Genomic DNA, 20,452 nt, shown 5'->3' with positions numbered 1-20,452 from the left:
TCATATTAGCAACCACTAATTTGTGTGTCAAACAAAAAATATTAAAAGTTTTTGAACATTCCATATTGAACTCAATTTAATACATGTTTTAATGATATTATTGACTTCAAACAAAAAATAAAGAGGTGTTTTTATGAAAGGATCCCCAATTAAAATTGTAGTAATAATTACATTGGCTATTGTTGCACTTATCGTTGCTTTGATTGTATTAAATAACAATAATTCCGAATACGGTGAAGAACAGTCATTTGAAAGGCAACCATCAATTGATGGACAGCCCACTATAGGTGATTCAGATGCCCCTGTAACAGTCGTTGAATTTGGAGATTTTAAATGTCCTGCATGTAAAGCGTGGGGAGAAACTGTATATCCACAATTAGTTAGTGATTATGTAGATACAGGAAAGATACAGTTTGCATTTATAAACGTATTGTTTCATGGAGAAGAGTCAAAATTAGGCTCACTAGCTGCAGAGTCTGTTTATAAACAAAATTCAGACGCATATTGGGATTTTCATAACGCACTTTTTGCGGAACAGCCAAGTGATGATCACCATAGCGTGTGGATTACAACGGACAAAACACTTGAAGTTGCAGGCGGTATACCAAATATTGATGTAGAGCAACTAAAGGTAGATGTTGAATCCAATACTGCTATAGAAGAAGTAAACAAAGATACCGAATTAGTAACCGAATTCGAAGTGCAACTTACTCCAACTATTATGGTGAATAATACAGTGATTGAAGATCCATTCGATTATGAATCAATTAAACAAGCTATAGATAATGCTTTAAAAGGTAACTAAGCTATGAGTAGAATAGATAATAGACAGTTATTTCTTTATCTGGCTTGGTTAGTAGCTGTGGTTGCAACACTTGGAAGTCTTTACTTTAGTGAAATAAGAGGTTTTGTTCCATGTGAACTTTGTTGGTATCAACGAATTTTGATGTACCCTTTAGCTGTAATTCTTGGAATAGCGACATTCCAAAATGAACTAACTGTTAAAAAGTATGTACTACCATTATCAATCATCGGCTGGTTCATTTCACTCTATCACTATTTGTTACAGAATGTTCCTGGTTTTGCAGAAATTAAACCCTGTGCTAATGGTGTTCCATGTAGTGGACAATATATTGACTTGCTTGGATTTATTACAATCCCGTTTTTAGCATTGACCGCTTTTACTTTAATAATTTTATTCATGTTATTGATCAAAAAGCCAAAGAATAATCAATAGGAAGAGAGGTGCTATTCTATAAAAGAATTTGCACCTCTTTTACTAATGTTGAAATTAGTATTGGAATTGTTCGAATTCCTATTAATTTGAAACATTGACCTTTTTCCTATTTTCTAAAGAAGTACATTAAAAGACATACCCAAGGTGTAAATTAAATTCTCCCACTTATATCTACTTCCTTAATCTGGTTGAAATATTACAAACCAAGCTAAATTTCTTTTCTCTAATATGTACAACCATTTTATACACCTGATTTTTCCCACCCCTCAAACCCGCATTCTACCGTTGGCGTTAAAATATAGTTTTGCTACAGACCCCTCATTTTTATCCAATTTTGGATTAAAATCGGTCGCTTTTCGGGCTATTTTCGGCTGTTTTTTCATGGTTTTTTCGGAGTTGGAATAAAGTTCTGCCATAATAGAGGGAAGAAAAAGAACTCTTTTCTCCCCCATTCATTCATCTATTATCCGAGTAATTGTTGAGTTTTAGATTGAAAAAGCAAATGTTTATTCTTACAGAATTGTGGTGAAGTTAGCAAGAGTTTATTATGACAAGAAATTGTTTATTCGAGATCTACAACTTGATTTAAGTGTTGAACTTAATCAAATACGGTTTAATGATAAATAGCCTTCCTATTTGCGATTTTAAAAAATCGAATAGCAAGGCTACTTGATATGATGATGTAGTTGTGAGAACGAGATAATTGTCTTATTTAATAAACGCATAAATACTCACCTCTAATTTTCACTTAATGTATCATTTTTCGATGTAGTTTTCAATAACTTTTTTGGTCTATACTGCTTTGTTAGCTAAATAAAATTTCATTATCCCTTTACAAGGGGACAATGTGCTATAAAGGAAACCTCTTCACGAATCTGCTTATGTAATCCTCCCCTGCTTTATAAGGGCAGGAGTGCCGAGAAATTGTTGGATTCACCCGGAAATTGGAAATGTTTATTTTAACGAAATTGGGTCGGAATCAGAAACGTTTATTTTTATTCGGCGATGTTAGTTTTAACTAGACATCAGCTAGTTCAAGCCATGTTATAGTCTCCACGTGCCCCGTATTCGGAAACATATCCACCGGCTGCACTTCTTTCGTCTCATAACCGCCATCTTCCAAAATGCGTAAATCCCGTGCCAGGGTCGATGGATTACAAGAAACATAAACAATACGCTTCGGTTCCATCGCAATCATCGCCTCCAGGAAATCTGGATCACAGCCTTTTCTTGGTGGATCTACGACAATTACATCTGGATTTAAGCCTTCTTGTTTCCAGACAGGCATGACTTTCTCCGCTTGGCCTACTGTAAACTCTACATTATCTATTCCATTACGTTCTGCATTTTTCTTTGCATCTTCAATCGCTTCTGGAACAACTTCAATTCCGTAGACTTTTTTTGCTTTTTGAGCAAGGAAAAGGGAAATGGTTCCGATACCGCAGTAAGCATCAATAACAATATCATCTTCATCAATCTTTGCATATTCTAATGCTTTATCATAAAGTATTTTCGTCTGAACGGGATTGACTTGATAAAAAGACTTGGGTGAGATTGCAAATGTAAGGTCCCCTATTTTATCATGAATATAAGCAGTTCCCCATAACACGTTTGTCTTTTTACCTAGTATCACATTGGTACGCTGGTCATTGATATTTTGCACAATGGAACGGATAAACGGAAACTTATTGGTTAGCTCTTCAATGATTTGCTCTTTTCCGGGGAGCTTTGCTGTACGTGTAACGAAAACAACCATCATTTCATTGGTATAATGTCCTGTGCGAATCATAATATGCCGTAATTGACCTCGATGCGATGTTTCATCATAGGCAGTCACACCATACTTATTCATCAGCTGACGAATAAAAGGAAGCACTTCATTCGTAGCGTGATCATGGATTTGACAGGTATCTTGATTTTCGATGATACGGTGACTACGTTTTTGATAGTAGCCCATAATTAACTCGCCGTTTTTTTCATCAACAGGGATTTGGATTTTATTTCGATAATGAGACGGCTCTTCCATCCCGATAATTGGGTGCACAGGAACATGCTCCAGATGCGCTACTTTTTTCATAACATTATGGACTTGATCCTGTTTCATTTTTAATTGAAGCGCATAGCTCATATGTTGCAGCTGGCAGCCTCCGCAATGTACATGACAGGTTGGCTCTATACGTTCCGGGCTTGTCGTTTTTAGTTCTAACAGCTTTCCAAAACCAAATTTTTTATTGGCTTTGACCACTTTAATAACCGCTTCTTCCCCTGGCAATGTGTTTGGTATAAATAAAGGATAGCCATCTACCTTTCCTACCCCATTGCCTTCATGAGTTAAATCTTCAATGGTAATCGTTATTTGTTCATTTTTTTGGACAGGAGTATTTCCTGTTGTCTTTGCCATTTTCATCTTCCTCTATTTCCGTAATCGATTTTGAATACCTCATTTTATCATAATCATTCAGGGAAAAACAATTGTTCTTATTTATTGTTAACTATTTGAATAGCTCTTGAAGTTAGATTGGTTGATATAAAGAGATTTACTATAGAGGATGTCCAAAAACCAACTTATCTTACACTATGGCGGTAAGAAAGCAATCTACTTAACTGCCGATAAAGGCTCCTTTAGCCAGCTTATCTGCTAAATCGTTTAATTCATTACCAGAGTGGCTCTTTACTTTAACAAACCGAATATCCACATCTTTTTTTATTTCATCAAAATATTGTTTATAAGCAATCGTTCCAGGCTTTCTAGCTTGCCACGAGCCCGTACACCATTTAGCAATGCCCTCGTAATCATGATAAATAGTAAGTGATTGAGCTCCCTGTTCCACAGCAAAAGCCATTGCTCTTTCCGAACCTTTAATTTCTCCTGCTACATTTCTCATGGAGACTAGATCAGGATCATTGAATTTTTCAGCAAACCGCCATTGTTCTCCTTGGTAAAAAATAACTGCACCATAAGAAAACTCAGAACTAGCTTTATTAAAGCTACCATCCACATAGGCTACGACCTCAGATTCGCCTTCCATTTCTTTATCCGCTTTAGCAGGCATTGTGTCTTGGGAGCCAGTCAAATATTCTTCAGCTTCTGCTTTACTCGTAAAGCTTTTATATTCTGCTCCCGAGTATCCAAGTACATTTCGCTTGCATTCATCCCATGTCGTAAATATCCCTGTTTTTTTACCTTCTTTTACTGCGTAGTATTTTTTAGCCAATCGTATCATCTCTCCTAGAAGTGCAAATAGCTTTGCAAGTTTGTCAGGCTTTTCCGTATTCCGATTAAATGGAAGATAGATTCATCCGTAGTCTATTATAAAAGCCTCCAAAACAATGTTTAGAGGCCTTACTGATTATTTTAATTTTCCTTGGTGTTCGATAAAATCAGCTGGCACCATAAATTCAATATGCTCCTGCAGGTTAATAAATTCTCCTGGGAGCATACCGCCGAATTCTCCATCAAGATTCAGCTGCATTTTATCCTCATTCGTAACTTTAACACGCTTTGCTTGTGTATAGATGATGTTCTTGCTTTTTAGGTGCTCACCCCGCAGCGCAAGGGAAGCAATTTGAATAAATTCTGCAAGATTCGTTTTCTTTAAAATGAGAACATCGAAGTACCCGTCATTTAGGCGCGCGTCCGGAGCAAGCTTTTCAAAGCCGCCGACGGAATTTGTATTAGAGATTAGAAAAAGCATAATATCCTCTTCCAGCACCTGATCATCGTATTCAATCTTTACCCGGGCTGCTTTCAAAGAAGGAAGCATTTCTATGCCTTTGATGTAATATGCTAATTGACCTAAAACTGTTTTTAACTTGCTGGGAACATCATACGTTAATTCAGTGAGCTTCCCACCCCCAGCAATATTGATAAAATAATGCTCGTTGACTTTTCCGATATCTAATTTCATCGAATTTCCTTGTAAAATAACGTCTACAGCTTTATCAATATTCTTAGGAATATGAAGTGCTCTGGCAAAATCATTTGTTGTCCCGGCAGGCAGTATTGCTAACTTTGGCCGGTGTTCCTGCTCTGCCACTCCATGAACGACTTCATTAATCGTACCATCCCCGCCAGCAGCGACAATTAAGTCATAACCTCTTTCTACTGCAATTTTTGCTGCATCGATTGCATCACCTTCACACGTTGTCGCATGTGTGGAAGTTTCATAGCCGGCTGTTTCCAACTTTTCTAAAATATTGGGTAATGCTTTTTTGATTGCTTCACGTCCCGAAGTTGGGTTATAAATGATTCGGGCCTTTTCCATGTTCTTTCCTCCCCATACGGTCTGCGGACTTATATTAAAAAATGGTTCACGTTAGAATCTTTTTGCAGACACGTACAATATAAAATGAAACTTCAACGATGGTATTTCTTTTATCCATTCAGATAATAAAAAATCAGACATACCAGTATCCTTCCTTATATCGAAAGCATCAAAGGACGACAGTATTTCTATACATTTCAGATGGTTTTACGGAATCCATCACTGCATGTTAAAAATACAAAGGTGAATTGTCCATCAACTGCCACCAAAGGATAACATTGAATTTTCTTTATGTTGAAATAATAAACGTAAATAAATAAACTCATCTAGTCCATATCATAGACCTTTTTTATATATTTGGAAAGTAATAAGAACAGAAAGATGACAAAGTTCGATAAAAAGTAACATTTGGATAGCTTTAACGAAATGAAATCATCTTATCCCTTTTATTTTCAAACCGATTTTTGCCCATTGGATAGGCTGCCACATTAATTACTGCGACAGCCCTCCTGTATATTTCTTATTCTTTTCCTTCAGCTAAGACTAAGAAACGAAAGCTTACCGCTTCTCAAGCTCTTCTGCTAGAATTTGATTCACAAGCGGCGGGTTAGCTTGACCTTTCGTTGCTTTCATAATTTGCCCGACAAGGTAACCTTTTGCTTTTTTCTTTCCGTCCTTAAAGTCAATAATAGATTGTTCATTTTGATCAAGAATCTCATTAACAATCTGTTTTAATTGATCTGGATCAGAAATTTGGACCAAACCTTTTTCTTCAACGATTTTTTCTGGGTCGCCGCCATTTTCAACCAGTTCGGCAAATACTTTTTTCGCGATTTTAGAAGAAATCGTGCCGTCTTCAATCAATTTAACCATTTTTGCTAAAGCAACTGGTGTAATCGCAAGCTCTTCAATTTCTTTATAGTGCTTATTCATATAGGCAGAAACTTCTCCCATTAACCAGTTGGATACTTGCTTCATATCCGCACCATGTTTCACTGCTTCTTCAAAGAAATCGGACATTTGTTTGGAAGCAGTTAATATATTTGCATCATATTCAGATAATCCTAATTCGTTCACATAGCGTGCCCTTCTTGCATCCGGAAGCTCAGGGATTTCACTGCGGATGCGTTCCTTCCATGCTTCATCAATGTAAAGCGGTACAAGGTCTGGTTCTGGGAAGTAACGATAATCATCCGAACCCTCTTTTACACGCATCAGAATAGTTTCTTTTGTTTTTTCATCATAGCGGCGTGTTTCTTGAAGAATTTCCCCGCCAGATAATAATACTTTTTCTTGACGTTTTTCTTCAAATTCTAATCCTTTTTGAACAAAGGAGAAGGAGTTTAGGTTCTTTAATTCTGCTTTCGTACCAAATTCTTCTTGTCCAATTGGACGCAGGGAAATGTTCGCATCACAACGCAAAGAGCCTTCCTGCATCTTCACATCCGATACGCCTGTATATTGAATTATATTTTTTAGCTTCTCTAAGTATGCATAAGCTTCCTCTGGGGAGCGCATATCCGGCTCAGATACAATTTCAATTAATGGGGTACCTTGACGATTGTAATCAACATAAGAGTAACCATCTTCCCCGTGTGTTAATTTTCCTGCATCCTCTTCTAAATGCAAACGGGTGATACCAATTTTTTTCTTTTTACCGTTTACCTCTATTTCAATCCAGCCATGCTCACCGATTGGCTTGTCAAATTGAGAGATTTGATAAGCTTTCGGATTATCTGGGTAAAAATAGTTTTTACGGTCAAATTTTGTATCTGTTGCAATTTCACAATTCAGTGCCATTGCAGCCTTCATAGCAAAGTTTACCGCTTCTTCATTTAATACAGGCAGTGTACCTGGGTAGCCTAAGTCAATTGGATTGACATTCGTGTTTGGAAGCGAGCCGAATTCGTTTGTACTCGGGCTAAAGATTTTTGATGCTGTTTTTAATTCTACGTGTACCTCAAGTCCAATAATTGTTTCGAAATTCATTACTTGGCACCTCCTAGTTGAGGTCGTTTTTTATGGTGATCTGTTGCTTGTTCAAATGCATATGCTGTACGATAAACCGTGCTTTCATCAAAATAGTTTCCAATGATTTGTAAGCCGATTGGTAAACCTTCTGACGAGAAACCACAAGGAATCGAGATACCAGGTACTCCCGCTAAGTTAACCGGAATTGTCAAGATATCATTCACATACATGGTCAGTGGATCACTTGTTTTTTCACCGACTTTAAATGCAGGTGTCGGCGTTGTTGGTCCAACAATCACATCGTACTCTTCTAAAATTTTATCAAAGTCATTCTTAATTAATGTACGTACTTTTTGTGCTTTTTTGTAATACGCATCATAGTAACCAGAGCTGAGTGCAAAGGTTCCTAGCATAATACGGCGTTTTACTTCATTTCCAAATCCTTCACTGCGGGACTTAATAAACATGTCCAGCATATTTTTCGCATTCTCTGAACGAACCCCGTAGCGTACGCCGTCAAAACGCGCTAAGTTAGCAGAAGCTTCAGAGGACGATAGTAAGTAATACGTTGCCAGTGCGTATTTAGAGTGTGGCAAAGATACTTCTTCCCATGTTGCACCAAGTGATTCATACACTTTTAATGCTTCTAAAATAGAATTTTTAACTTCTTCAGAAACACCCTCTGCTAAGTACTCTTTTGGCACTGCAATTTTTAAGCCTTCGACGCCGCCAGTTAATGCTTCTGTATAAGACGGTACATCGACATTTGCGCTTGTGGAATCCATTTTGTCATGACCAGAAATAACTTCCAGCACCCGCGCATTATCTTCTACAGTACGTGTCAGAGGCCCAATCTGATCTAGAGACGATGCGAACGCAACAAGACCAAAACGAGATACACGTCCGTAAGTTGGTTTCATTCCAACAACGCCACAGAATGCTGCTGGCTGACGAATGGAACCACCTGTATCAGAGCCAAGTGAGAATAACACTTCTCCTGCCGCTACTGCTGCTGCTGATCCGCCACTGGATCCCCCGGGAACGTGGTTGGTATTCCATGGGTTACGGGTTGGCTCGTAGCCTGAATTTTCATTGGAAGATCCCATTGCAAATTCATCCATATTTAGCTTTCCAACAGCAACCATATTCTCTTTATGCAGTTTTTCAACGACCGTCGCATCATATAACGGGTCTGTAAAGTTATCTAGAAATTGACTTGCACACGTTGTACGTAGTCCTTTCGTTACGATATTATCCTTGATACCTGCAGGAATACCGAATAAGACCCCTGACTTATCCTCAAGCTTGTCCAATTCTCTTGCTTTTTCTAATGCTTTTTCTTTATCCAGTGTTAAGAACGCATGCACATCCCCATCCACTTGTTCAATTTGCTCGTAAGATTCTTTCACTAAATCTTCTACAGTAATCTCTTGATTATGTAATTTTTCTTCTAACTCTTTAATCGTATAGTCAAATAAAGACATCGTTCTAGTTCCCTCCTTTTACTCTAAAATAGATGGTACGCGAATTTGTCCATCTTTTTGATCTGGAGCATTTTTTAACGCTTCTTCTTGTGTAATCCATTTTCTAGGTTCATCTTTACGCATGACATTTTTTAAATCCAATACGTGTGTTGTCGGCTCTACATTCTCTGTATCTAACTCATTTAGCTGCTCAGCAAATTCAATGATTGCACTAAGTTCGTCAGCCATTTGCTCTACAGCATCATCATCAAATTCTAAGCGGGCAAGATTGGCTACATGCTTCACTTGCTCTTTTGAAATTTCTGCCATTCATTTAACCTCCAATAATAAACGTTTGTATTTTTTCACGTTGTACCCATCCGTAGAATTCCTGGCCAAAGCAAAAAATCTGTAAGCGGGAATTAGCGGACATAACAACCTGATGCATTCAACCATTATTCCATGGCAAAAAATAAAAAAGCCACCACAGAATAAAGTTTCATTTTATCATACATTACCTCTTCAGATAATTAATCCCTATGTCATAAATAGGTATGTACATATTATGGCTCGATTTTATTATTATAACACGAATGATAATAGCAAAGAAAGCTATTAAAAGGCAAGTTTTCAGGCTAGGATAGATAATGTCCTATGAATGAAAAACCAAATCATTGCTTATTTATCGAATAACTTGGTTATTAGTGCGTGTTCAAAAAGGAGGATAAACAGGACCGAGAAGTTCGAGACGGCGTAGCTTTGAGCAACGGTTTTAATAGGCCGAGTAATCGCAGGCCTCAACGGAACGTATGTCATTAATACGTGAGTAACGGTTTTGGTGGGGCGAGTAATCGCAGTCCCAGCGGAAAAGCAAGCCAACGAGCTTCCTCAGGATGAGGTGATTTCTACGTTGCCCACACGACGTGGGCGGTTTTAGTAGAAGTTCCTTTTCCCGAAGTGTCATTTTTACCGGAGTTTTTGAACAACCTCTATTAGTTATTAACAGCTAAATATGCGCAATATATTTATAAACTTGACTCGCTTCTCTGTAACACCGTGTGGCATCTTTATAATTATTGTTTTTTTCAAAATGCTTTGCTAAAAGCTCGGAATAGATAATAAAATTGCCATAATCTTTCTGTTTCTTTAAAAGCGGCAGAAGGTCATTTATTAATAGCTGCTCAAAAAGATCTAATTGCCCCCCCAGCAAGTAACTGTAGGTTCGTAAAATATATTTATATACTAAATAGGGCTGTTTTTCCTCCAAATCATTGAATATACGTAATCCATAATCAATATATTTTTCTGCTTCCTCATAATAATTAGAATGATAGTACTCTCGCACAAGCGAGGCAGTTACTTCTACTCTATTATTTCCGGGTACATCCTGGTTATTTAAAACCTTTTTATAAAATTCAATTGCTTTTGTCGAATCACCTTTGGAAGAATACAGATAACCAAAGTTTTGATAAATCAATGGAATGATTTTTTTATCATGGAGCGTTTGCGCTAACTGTAAAGCAAGGGTGAAATTCTTTATTGCTTTTTCATATAATTTCATACGTCGATAACATATCCCTAAAATATGATGGCATCGTGCACAACGGAAGAAATTATAATGCCTCATATATATTGCCAGTGCTTCATGTGTGTATTCAATTGCTTCCAAAGAATTTCTTAGCCTCGAATGCGTGATAGAAATAAGATACTTTAAGTCTGCTTCCGCTTCTTCATTCAATCGATAGCTTTCCGTAATTCTGCCCGTTTATATTGATACATGGAATGATAATAATTCTTTACTACAAAGCTATAAATACCATTAAACTTATACCAGTAATATTGTCCTTCTATATTGAATGTATTTATAATCTCCTTCAGCTGTTGAATTTTCTGGGATGCAAGGTCCTTTCTCTGGAGTAATAAAAAATATTTTATTTTATGAATCTCAAACATAATAAGGTGGTTGGAGTAGTTCTTATCCACCAACTGCTGAATTTCCTTATATACCGCTTCCATCGATTCCTGATTACTTGTCTCATCAAGCATGGCATACCATTGCTTACATAACTCTCCAATTTTCTCATCTTGACTGCGATCTACTGTAATACTTAGCCGTTCACATAGTTTCCTAATAATCTCTTCATTCGGTTCTGTTTTTTGATTCTCAATCTTAGATAAATAGGATAAGGAAACAATTCCCTCCGACAGTTCTCCTAAAGTCATTTTCTGCTTCGTGCGTTGAATTTTAATATATGTCCCAATTGCTATCATGTCTTTTCACCCCACGATTCTAAACTTTTATAGCGTATCCTATCTCCACTTTTCATAAATAAAGAATATCCGTTCAAAGGCTCTTGATAAGCATTTCATGAATACAGGCTATTTTACGCATTTCCCCTCCTACCTATCATTTTTCTATCGTTATTGTACCATACTCTCACCATCTATAATTTGGGAAAATAGCAAATAGAAAGCTTGCTTAAACTACTGCTTCGTGAAAAGTTTCTTAAAAAAAGAAAATTTACTGCCACCCGCCGATAATTCGGCAAATAACAGTAAATTTTTGAGTGTTTAAACTAACTATTTTATGTTAGTCAAAAATATGAACATTAATGTCTTCTTCCCCAGCCCCGCGATAGAGCAGACTTTCATTCTTCTGACTGGAAGAAATATTAATTTCTATATCATAGTAGTTAGGAAACATATCTTGCACAAGACCGTAGACATACTGTGTAAATCCAATAATTTCTCCCTTACCATAAAACTCGATCGGAATATCAATACGTAATTTTTGAAGTTCTCCCCCCATGTAGAAGCCTTCTCCGACCATTCCCACATAATTCGGGAAGAAATCTCGAATTTCATTTCCGAAGCTTGTTACAAGTTCTTGATCATCAAAGTATTTCTTTTGTCCTTCTTCTGATGGGAAAAGAATATTTTCTTCATCTACGTCTTCCCAGCCATCAAAGGAACTGCTGCCGCCTGGGATATTTGTTTTTGCAACGAAATTTCCCGGTACAGGAGAAGATTGCTCTGCTTCTCGATAAACAGCAATCATAATAGGTATATCACTTAATTCTTCGTCATTTTCACGAATATCTTTAATAATATTTTGAGCTACATCTGTTGCTACTTCCATCATTTCTTTTTCTGAGATGTTTTCATATAAATAAGGCTCTCCGACATCTGTCTGGAACTGGTAGACAGATTTCATCGCAAGCCCTATGGAAATGCCTTCCAAATTCACGTTCCCATCTTCCGTTTGTTTTAAATAATTTTGCTCCAATATATGTGTTAAATAACGTGGATTATCTCGATATGTTTTTTCGTCTGATCCTAGTTCTACTTCGGGATTTAACGCGTCTATCCACTCATAAACACGGTCGGAATTAAAATATTGTCCTTCTTGGAAATAATACTCTTCTGGGTCATATACTTCCTTCGATAGGCGCCGCAACCCTTGTTCCATTTCATCAATATCTACACGGTTCGCTACCTGACTCGTAATGACACCTCTTGCCTCACTTGCCTTATATGGTAATATCATCCGATAATTTTCTTCAGATAGTTTATGACTTGGCACAATAGAGGTTTCTTGTTGTTCAGAATCTTCCTGAACAACTTCTTCTTCCGTCGTTGTTCGCTGCATACACCCGCTTAAAATAAGCGCAATCGCTGCAAAAAATACAATCCATCTTTTCAATGCTGATCACTCCTCTCCCCCGGCTACTTCTTTTAATTGCGCTTCACTCCATACTTCTATACCGAGTTTTGCCGCTTTTTCCAGCTTTGAACCAGCATCTGCTCCAGCAATAACTAAATCTGTTTTTTTGCTTACACTTCCTGTAACTGACCCGCCTAAAGATTCAATGAGCTCTTTCGCTTCTTTCCTAGAATACTCTTCCATTTTCCCAGTCAATACAATGGTTTTCCCTGAAAATATGCTATCCGTTGCGATATCTGATTTTCGTTGTCCGGTATAAGTCATATTGATGCCGAGTTCGGTCAAATCTTCCAATAACTGAGTCACTTTTTCTTCTTCAAAATAACGGACAATCGAATCGGCCATCTTATCGCCAATTTCTTCAATCGCTACAATTTCTTCAAAGGAAGCTTTTTGAAGTCGCTCCATCGTTTCAAATTCCATCGCCAGCGTCTGCGCTGCTTTCGACCCGATAAATCGAATTCCTAATCCAAATAACAATCTTTCCAAAGAATTTTCCTTGGAAGCTTCAATTGCATTAAGGAGATTAGTAACAGATTTTTCACCCATTCGCTCTAATTTCAAAAGATCTTCTTTTTGCAAACGATATAAATCAGCAATCGTATGAACAAGATCCTCGCGGAAAAGCTGGATAATTACTTTTTCTCCTAAGCCATCTATATTCATCGCATTTCGAGATACAAAATGAATAAGCCCCTCCATCAATTGCGCCGGACAATTCGGGTTGATACAGCGCAATGCAACTTCCCCTTCCAGGCGTACAAGTTCATTGCCGCATGCTGGACACTCTTTTGGCATATAAAATTCTTTCTCTTCGCCAGTTCGCTGCTCCGTAATCGAGCGGACGACTTTTGGAATAATATCTCCCGCTTTTTTGATAACAACCCGGTCACCAATACGAATATCCTGCTCGCGGATTAAATCTTCATTATGCAAAGATGCCCTCTGTACAGTAGAACCTGCAATACGAACCGGTTCAAGAATGGCTGTCGGTGTAACGACACCTGTTCTGCCGATGCTTAATTCAATATCCTTTAATGTTGTTACAACTTCTTCAGCTGGAAATTTATAAGCAATTGCCCAACGTGGACTTTTTGCAGTAAAGCCTAACTCGTCCCGCTGGTCAAGGTTATCGACTTTAATGACAATACCATCAATTTCATAGTTTAAATCTTTTCGATGCTCTGTCCAGTAGGCAACATATTCGAGAACTTCTTCAATGCTTTTCGCTCTTCTCCACTCTTTATTTGTTTTAAAGCCAAGTTTGCTTAAACCTTCCAGGCTTTCGCTATGGCTTGTTATATCACTATTTTCCCATTCGCCGACTCCATATAAAAAAATATCTAAGTTCCGTTTAGCCGCTATCTTAGGGTCTAGTTGTCTGAGTGAGCCAGCAGCTGCATTTCTCGGGTTTGCAAAAGGTTCTTCCCCTTTTTCTTCTCGTTCTTCATTTAGTGCTAAAAAGGACTTATGCGGCATAAAAGCTTCGCCACGGACTTCTAAGGTGCCAGGTTCTTTTATGCTTAATGGAATACTGCGTATCGTGCGCAAGTTCGAGGTAATATCTTCTCCGACTCTTCCATCCCCGCGGGTAGAGCCCAGAATAAATTTCCCGTCACGATACTTCAAAGAGATGGCTAAACCATCAATTTTCAATTCACACACAAACGTAACGTCACCGGATACACCCTCCATTGCCCGTCTGGCAAAGTCTCTCAAATCCTGTTCATTAAACGCATTGGCAAGACTCATCATAGGGGTTTCATGAGTTACCTTCTGGAAAGCATCCAGCGGTTCGCCGCCAATACGCTGTGTCGGAGAATCCTCCCTTGCAAATTCAGGGTATTCTTTTTCTAATTTTTCCAGTTCACGTATTTTTTCATCATATTCTGAGTCAGGTACTATTGGGTTATCTAGCACATAATAGGAATAGCCATATTGGTTAAGGACCTCAACAAGTGAGTCCATGCGTTCTTTTATTTCTTGTTTGTTCATTCCTCTTTACTCCTTTGTTATTGGGGCAAATTTTGCAAGAAGACGCTTGATACCAGTTGGTGCAGGAAATGCTACATCTAACTCTAACTTATCTCCTTCACCCTGTACCCTCACAACGGTACCGACTCCCCATTTTTTATGTTTTGCTTTTTCACCAACAGACCAAGCTTCGGATTCTGCACCGCTCGACGCGGGGCCTGTGATTTTCTCCGCACGCCTTTTTGGGGCTGCTTCCTGTTTTGACCCAATCCTATTCTTCCTATTCCTGTTTTCGAAAAACGGTCCTTTATTATCTGTATCCATCCCTTCCATGAGTTCTTCAGGGATTTCATTAATAAAGCGGCTGACTGGGTTCATATTGGTTCGTCCGTATAATGTACGCATTTGTGCATGGGTTAAGTAGAGTTCTTTCTCCGCTCTCGTAATCCCGACATATGCAAGCCGGCGCTCTTCTTCCATTTCTTCCTCATCCATCATGGAGCGACTATGCGGAAAGACGTTTTCTTCCATACCGATTAAGAAAACGACAGGAAATTCTAACCCTTTAGCAGCGTGAAGTGTCATCAGTGTAATTTTTTGTGTCTGGTCTGGATCCTCTTCGTCTACACGGTCAATATCCGCAATTAATGCCAAATCAGTTAAAAAGGCAATCAATGTTTTATCTTCATTTGCCTTTTCAAATTCCTGCGTTACGGTTTTAAATTCCTCTAAGTTTTCCAGTCTAGATTGAGCTTCTATGGAACGTTCATTATTTAACATTTTTTCATAGCCTGTCCGTTCAAGCACAGCCTCCACCATATCGGTAGCTGTTAAAAATTCCTGTTGTTGGGTAAGTGAACGAATAAGATCCCCGAATCCAGCTAATGCATTTGCGGCTTTTTTGGTAACACCCGTAAAGTCAACCTCTTTAACAGCTTCGTAGAGCGAAATATCATGCTCTGCCGCATAAGCCTGCAAGCGTTCTATGGATGTTTTTCCAATTCCTCTTTTCGGTTCATTCACGACACGTTGAAAGCTGATATCATCGTCTGGATTGGTAATTAACCTTAAATAAGCAATCATGTCCTTAATTTCTTTTCGATCATAGAATCTGGTACCGCCGACCATTTGATAGCTAATAGCCGATTTTACAAATGTATCCTCAATTGCACGGGACTGCGCATTGGTACGATATAATATCGCTATATCACTTGGCTGATATTTGTTGCTGCGTGTCAATTGTTGAATAGTATCTGCAACATATAAAGCTTCTTCTTGTTCTGTGGCTCCTTTATAATAGGATATCTTTTTCCCATCATCATTATCCGTCCAAAGATTTTTCGGCTTTCGTCCAGAATTATTCCCAATGACTTTGTTCGCTGCTTGTAAAATAGACTTTGTAGAACGATAATTTTGTTCTAATAATACTGTTTTAGCGGATGGATAGTCTTTTTCAAATGATAATATATTTGTAATATCGGCCCCGCGCCAGCGATAAATAGACTGATCTGAATCCCCAACCACACATAGATTCTGATATTTTTTAGCGAGTTGTTTTACAAGATAATATTGTGCATGGTTTGTATCCTGATACTCATCCACATGAATATATTGGAATCGTCTTTGATAATATTCCAAGACTTCTGGTACACGATCAAATAAATGAATGGTTTGCATAATCAGGTCGTCAAAATCCAGGGATTGATTTTTACGCAACATCTTCTGATACCCTTCGTAAACTTGCGCCACTTGGCGATCATAGAAGTTCCCTGCATTTTTTGCGTATTCTTCTGCTGTTATTAATTCATTTTTCGCTGCACTGATTTGTCCGAGCATTGCACGAGGATCAAATTTCTTGGGGTCAATATTTAAGTTTTTAAGAACTTGTTTTACAACAGATAATTGGTCCCCGCTGTCTAAAATAGAGAAGTTAGAGGTATATCCGATTCGGTCGATATCCCGGCGTAAAATACGAACACACATCGAGTGAAATGTAGACACCCACATATTCGCGCCTTGAGACCCAACGAGTTTTGATACCCGTTCTTTCATTTCTCTTGCTGCTTTATTGGTAAACGTAATCGCCAAAATATTTCGCGGCGAAACTTCTTTTTCTCCCATTAAATAGGCAATACGATGGGTTAGTACGCGTGTTTTACCACTGCCTGCCCCTGCCATAATTAAGAGCGGTCCTTCTGTATGTCGCACAGCTTTTTGCTGTTCCGGGTTTAATGTATTTATCCTAGCTTCAAGCGATTGCTCCATGTTTACATCTTCCTTCCTGAGCTTATTCTCCTTTAACAGCTTCTACTGTCTTGAGCGCTTGTTTTAAATTCGTATAAATGCTATTGCCAACTATAATTGCATCCGCATGTTCTTTCATTTCTTCTGCTTGCTCGGGTGTTTCTATCCCGCCGCCGTAGAAAAGCTTTGTCTTATCAAGCTCTGCTTTTACATCTTGGACGACAGCTGGGTCACCATAGACACCGCTATATTCCACATAAAAGATAGGCAGATGAAAAACATGTTCTGCCATATATGCATATGCTTTCACATCATCTGTTTCTGGCAGCTCACAATTCGTATGCTGGAAGGCTTTTGCTTCTGGGTTTAGTATACAATAACCTTCAAAGTATACCTCACTATACTCCATCATGTCGATATATTCCTTAATGGCTTTTTGCTGAATATCCATAACATACTTTTTCTCTTTCGAATTCAACACCATTGGTACAAAATAATAATCAAAGCCTGGTGTCAATGCCTCTTCATTAGAAATTTCCAGAATAACGGGAACCGTGTGAGCTCTGCGAATTCTCGATAATAAATCTAGAACACCGTCCAATGTTATATCATCTGTACCACCGACAATAATCGCGTCCGTTCCAGACTCACATACTTTATCTAAATCTTCATCAGATATTTCTTTTGCTGGGTCTAATTTAAACATATGTTTCCAATCGTTTATATTCATAATTAGCAATTAATCCTCCATTATTATTACGTGTTCAAAAAGTTCGATAAAAGGGATCGAGAAGTTCGAGGGAGCGCAGCTTCGATGTGTCGTTTTTGGCGGGCTTTTTGAACATCCTCTAATTACATTCATTTCTTTATTATAACAAAAACCGGCACAAGATTAGAACGGATAAGGTAAAGATTTTCTGTGTTTGTTGAAATGAGAGGAGAGGAATTAAGATCGGGTGGAGCGGGGTGGAGCTTGGGCGGAGCGGATAGCTTCATTTCTGAGCGGTTTGAGCCTTGGCTGGAGCGCTTTCCTTATTTTTCGAGCGGATTCCACCTGGGCGGAGCGCATTTCTTCATTTCCGAGCGCGTTGGCCTTGACTTGGAGCGCGTTTAGCTTTTTTCGAGCGGGCAGAGCCTTGGCTGGAGCGCTCCCCTTATTTTTCAAGCGGATTCCACCTGGGCGGAGCGCATTTCTTCATTTCTGAGCGCGTTGGGCTTCGGGCGCGTTGAGCCTCGAGTGGAGCGCATTCCTCCTTTTTCGAGCGCGTTGGACCCTAGTTGGAGCGCGCAACTCGATTTTCGAGCGCCATTAGATTTGGAGCGAATACAATAATAAAAAATAAGCATCCACTAGAATGAGTGAATACTTATTTTTTATTATTTCACATTTAATCTCTCTAAAACTAGGTTATAGCCATCACTTCCGTAGTTGATGCAACGTCTTACTCGTGAGATTGTGGCGGTGGAGGCTTTAGTTTCTTGTTCGATGGCGCTATATGTTTTTCCTTCTGTCAGCATTTTTGCGACTTGCAATCGTTGTGATAAGGATTGTATCTCTGACATAGTTGCAATATCATCGAAAAATTGATAGCACTCCTCACGCGTATTTAATGATAATATGGCATCAAATAACTGATCAAGCTGCTCTCCTCGTAACTTATCTATTTGCACTTGTTTTCCCCCTTTCTTCCTGTGGCTCTAACTTTCTCAGAGATAGGAATAGCATTGACATAGCCCGCTATAAATTAAATATTTTCTGAGCTTGCCATTACGTTCTGCTATCGCATCGTTGCCGGAATAATGATGTCTCTCTTTTTCACATCTAGTAATCCTTGCTGTGTGATACGGAAGAAAGGCAGATGAAAGGCTGAAAGAAATAATAGGCTGTATATTGGATCTTGATAAGCATATCCATACTCCGCCAATATTTTCTTCAATTCCTCGTTCATTTGAATTAATTCTTCCATTCTATTATCTGACATGACGCCGCCAAGAGGGAGCGGCATTTCAGTTAAAATCTTTCCTTTGTCTACTAGGACGATACCTCCTCCCAGCTCTTTCATACGCTGTTCGGCAATTCTTATATCTTTTTTAGAATTACCAATAAGAATAATATCTCCTGTAGCAGAAAAGCTGCTGACTATTGCTCCAAGCTTTGGCGCAAATCCACGAATAATTGTGTTTACACGCCATTCACCTTTCTTATCAATTAATGTAATAAACTGCTCCATTTTTTCAGCTGGAATTTCTTCCGCGCTGACATCTGAAACAATCGTATAAGGCTGGATGATAACATCGTTGACCATATCCATACCTATTGGACTTGAAAACTGCAAGTCCTCTTCTTGCAATTCCCAATCAAATTCAAGCGGTGTAATATCGTATTTTTCCCAATCGATTACCGATGGAAAAGAAATTTCTTCTCCGTCCTTTTTAATCCATTTCCCTTTACCAATAACACTCTCAGGATGCGGCTTTTGTTTGTCCGATAAAATATTCACATGTGCTACCCGGCCTGGTGTTATGCTGCCGAACTCTTCTTCCATATTAAAATGTCTGGCAGGGTGATAGCTTGCCATCCGATAGGCAGTCTCTACAGGAAGCCCTTGTTCAATAGCTTTCTCAATACAAACATTAATCATGCCGTCCTTCATAAAGGCAGGTGTTGGCCCATCCATTGTAAAACTCATATTATCAAATTGCGTTAATCCTTTTTTTAACAGTCCTCGGATAATATCTGGTAAATCTGGACGGATTGGCGAATAACGAAGGCTGACACGATAACCAAGCTCCAATCTTTTTAAAACATCCCCCGCAGTCATGGATTCATGATCACTTGTGATTCCAAAAAGCTTCATTTTCGTTAAAGTACGGGAAGAAGCTCCAGGCAAGTGACCTTCTATTGGCTTTCCTAACTTTTTCATCTCCTGCATCCAGTAAAGTAAACGATCTCCGCCTGTTAATAAACTCGGCCAGTCGGTAAGCTCTCCACCTTGAATTACAAGCGGATGTTCTGCCCAATCTAATACATCTCTTGTATTAAAAATACGATCATCCTTCAGTGTTGTTTGACCGTCAAATCGATTCCACCAGAACATACTTACAGGCAAATTGGAGAAAGCACCTATTATAGAGAACGTTTTCTTTTTATTAAGAAGTAAATGCCAAGTTAAGTTATCATTCACCATTGTGGTTGTTCCAGTTTTCGCAGCGTGCATCGCCGTTACTTCTGGATTTGCAGCTTGAAAGGGATGGGAATGCGGTTCAATATACCCCGGCACAACGAACTTTCCTTGGCAATCATAAAATTCTGTTTCAGTTGTCTCTTGCGGCAATTTTTCACCAACGTATACAATCCGGTCCTCGTAAATCCAAATATTTGCCTCTATCCATTGGTTTGTATATACATTTAGGTAGGTTGCATTGGTTAAGACAATACTTGGTGCAACCGACCCATCAATCACTCTGATATGCTGTCGCAATTCGCGATTTCTCCATAATGTCATTAAGCAACTCTCCACTATATTATTTTCCTTTATTCTAACATACTTAACGCTTTAAGGCAGTAAAGTTT

16 protein-coding genes are annotated in these 20,452 nt (G+C 38.5%); 2 read left to right on the top strand and 14 right to left on the bottom strand.

All coding sequences use genetic code 11. The annotated features are described in order from the left end of the window. Nucleotides 1–133 precede the first annotated feature (133 nt). A complete protein-coding gene (locus KI343_RS06945; RefSeq protein ID WP_212925710.1) occupies nt 134–805 on the top strand; it encodes a DsbA family protein in 672 nt (223 codons plus the stop codon). Nucleotides 806–817: 12 nt separating this feature from the next. Continuing rightward, the gene (locus KI343_RS06940; protein ID WP_212925780.1) at nt 818–1,237 is read left to right on the top strand and encodes a disulfide oxidoreductase; all 420 of its coding nucleotides are present in this window, start codon (nt 818–820) and stop codon (nt 1,235–1,237) included. Between the two features lie 1,018 nt (nt 1,238–2,255). Here KI343_RS06940 and rlmD read toward each other — a convergent pair. From rlmD to KI343_RS06875, 14 genes are all read right to left on the bottom strand, one after another. After that, entirely contained in the window at nt 2,256–3,638 is a 1,383-nt protein-coding gene (gene rlmD / locus KI343_RS06935; RefSeq protein ID WP_212925709.1) for a 23S rRNA (uracil(1939)-C(5))-methyltransferase RlmD, read from the bottom strand. Nucleotides 3,639–3,837: 199 nt separating this feature from the next. Continuing rightward, nucleotides 3,838–4,452 (bottom strand): ribonuclease H1 domain-containing protein, encoded by a 615-nt coding sequence (locus KI343_RS06930; protein ID WP_212925708.1) that lies wholly within the window; start codon nt 4,450–4,452, stop codon nt 3,838–3,840. Nucleotides 4,453–4,587: 135 nt separating this feature from the next. Further along, the gene (locus KI343_RS06925) at nt 4,588–5,502 is read right to left on the bottom strand and encodes a diacylglycerol kinase (protein ID WP_212925707.1); all 915 of its coding nucleotides are present in this window, start codon (nt 5,500–5,502) and stop codon (nt 4,588–4,590) included. Nucleotides 5,503–6,060: 558 nt separating this feature from the next. Next, nucleotides 6,061–7,491: an Asp-tRNA(Asn)/Glu-tRNA(Gln) amidotransferase subunit GatB gene (gatB, locus tag KI343_RS06920; RefSeq protein WP_212925706.1), complete on the bottom strand. Its 1,431-nt coding sequence runs from the start codon at nt 7,489–7,491 to the stop codon at nt 6,061–6,063. Continuing rightward, entirely contained in the window at nt 7,491–8,957 is a 1,467-nt protein-coding gene (gatA, locus tag KI343_RS06915) for an Asp-tRNA(Asn)/Glu-tRNA(Gln) amidotransferase subunit GatA (RefSeq protein ID WP_212925705.1), read from the bottom strand. Before gatA ends, gatB begins: the two co-directional genes overlap by 1 nt. Nucleotides 8,958–8,975: 18 nt before the next feature. Further along, nucleotides 8,976–9,266, bottom strand: a complete 291-nt coding sequence (gatC, locus tag KI343_RS06910; RefSeq protein WP_212925704.1) for an Asp-tRNA(Asn)/Glu-tRNA(Gln) amidotransferase subunit GatC — start codon at nt 9,264–9,266, stop codon at nt 8,976–8,978. Between the two features lie 676 nt (nt 9,267–9,942). Beyond that, on the bottom strand, nt 9,943–10,674 hold the full coding sequence (locus KI343_RS20040; RefSeq protein ID WP_244856783.1) for a tetratricopeptide repeat protein: 732 nt from the start codon (nt 10,672–10,674) through the stop codon (nt 9,943–9,945). Continuing rightward, nucleotides 10,671–11,207: a helix-turn-helix domain-containing protein gene (locus KI343_RS20035; RefSeq protein WP_244856775.1), complete on the bottom strand. Its 537-nt coding sequence runs from the start codon at nt 11,205–11,207 to the stop codon at nt 10,671–10,673. The genes KI343_RS20040 and KI343_RS20035 overlap by 4 nt, the downstream gene beginning before the upstream one ends. 319 nt (nt 11,208–11,526) lie before the next feature. Beyond that, nucleotides 11,527–12,639 carry a CamS family sex pheromone protein gene (locus KI343_RS06900; protein ID WP_244856774.1) on the bottom strand — a complete coding sequence of 371 codons (1,113 nt, stop codon included), beginning with the start codon at nt 12,637–12,639 and terminating at the stop codon, nt 11,527–11,529. A 6-nt stretch (nt 12,640–12,645) separates the two neighbouring features. Then, nucleotides 12,646–14,655 carry an NAD-dependent DNA ligase LigA gene (gene ligA, locus KI343_RS06895; protein ID WP_212925703.1) on the bottom strand — a complete coding sequence of 670 codons (2,010 nt, stop codon included), beginning with the start codon at nt 14,653–14,655 and terminating at the stop codon, nt 12,646–12,648. 6 nt (nt 14,656–14,661) lie between these two features. After that, the gene (gene pcrA / locus KI343_RS06890; protein WP_212925702.1) at nt 14,662–16,899 is read right to left on the bottom strand and encodes a DNA helicase PcrA; all 2,238 of its coding nucleotides are present in this window, start codon (nt 16,897–16,899) and stop codon (nt 14,662–14,664) included. Between the two features lie 22 nt (nt 16,900–16,921). Then, nucleotides 16,922–17,611, bottom strand: a complete 690-nt coding sequence (pcrB, locus tag KI343_RS06885) for a heptaprenylglyceryl phosphate synthase (RefSeq protein ID WP_212925778.1) — start codon at nt 17,609–17,611, stop codon at nt 16,922–16,924. A 644-nt stretch (nt 17,612–18,255) separates the two neighbouring features. Beyond that, nucleotides 18,256–18,549: a YerC/YecD family TrpR-related protein gene (locus tag KI343_RS06880; protein ID WP_212925701.1), complete on the bottom strand. Its 294-nt coding sequence runs from the start codon at nt 18,547–18,549 to the stop codon at nt 18,256–18,258. Between the two features lie 107 nt (nt 18,550–18,656). Beyond that, nucleotides 18,657–20,384 (bottom strand): adenine deaminase C-terminal domain-containing protein, encoded by a 1,728-nt coding sequence (locus KI343_RS06875; RefSeq protein ID WP_212925700.1) that lies wholly within the window; start codon nt 20,382–20,384, stop codon nt 18,657–18,659. Nucleotides 20,385–20,452 lie beyond the last annotated feature (68 nt).

The organism is Oceanobacillus sp. J11TS1, assembly GCF_018333215.1.
Classification (GTDB): domain Bacteria; phylum Bacillota; class Bacilli; order Bacillales; family Amphibacillaceae; genus Oceanobacillus.
This window is presented reverse-complemented; position numbering and strand designations above follow the sequence as displayed.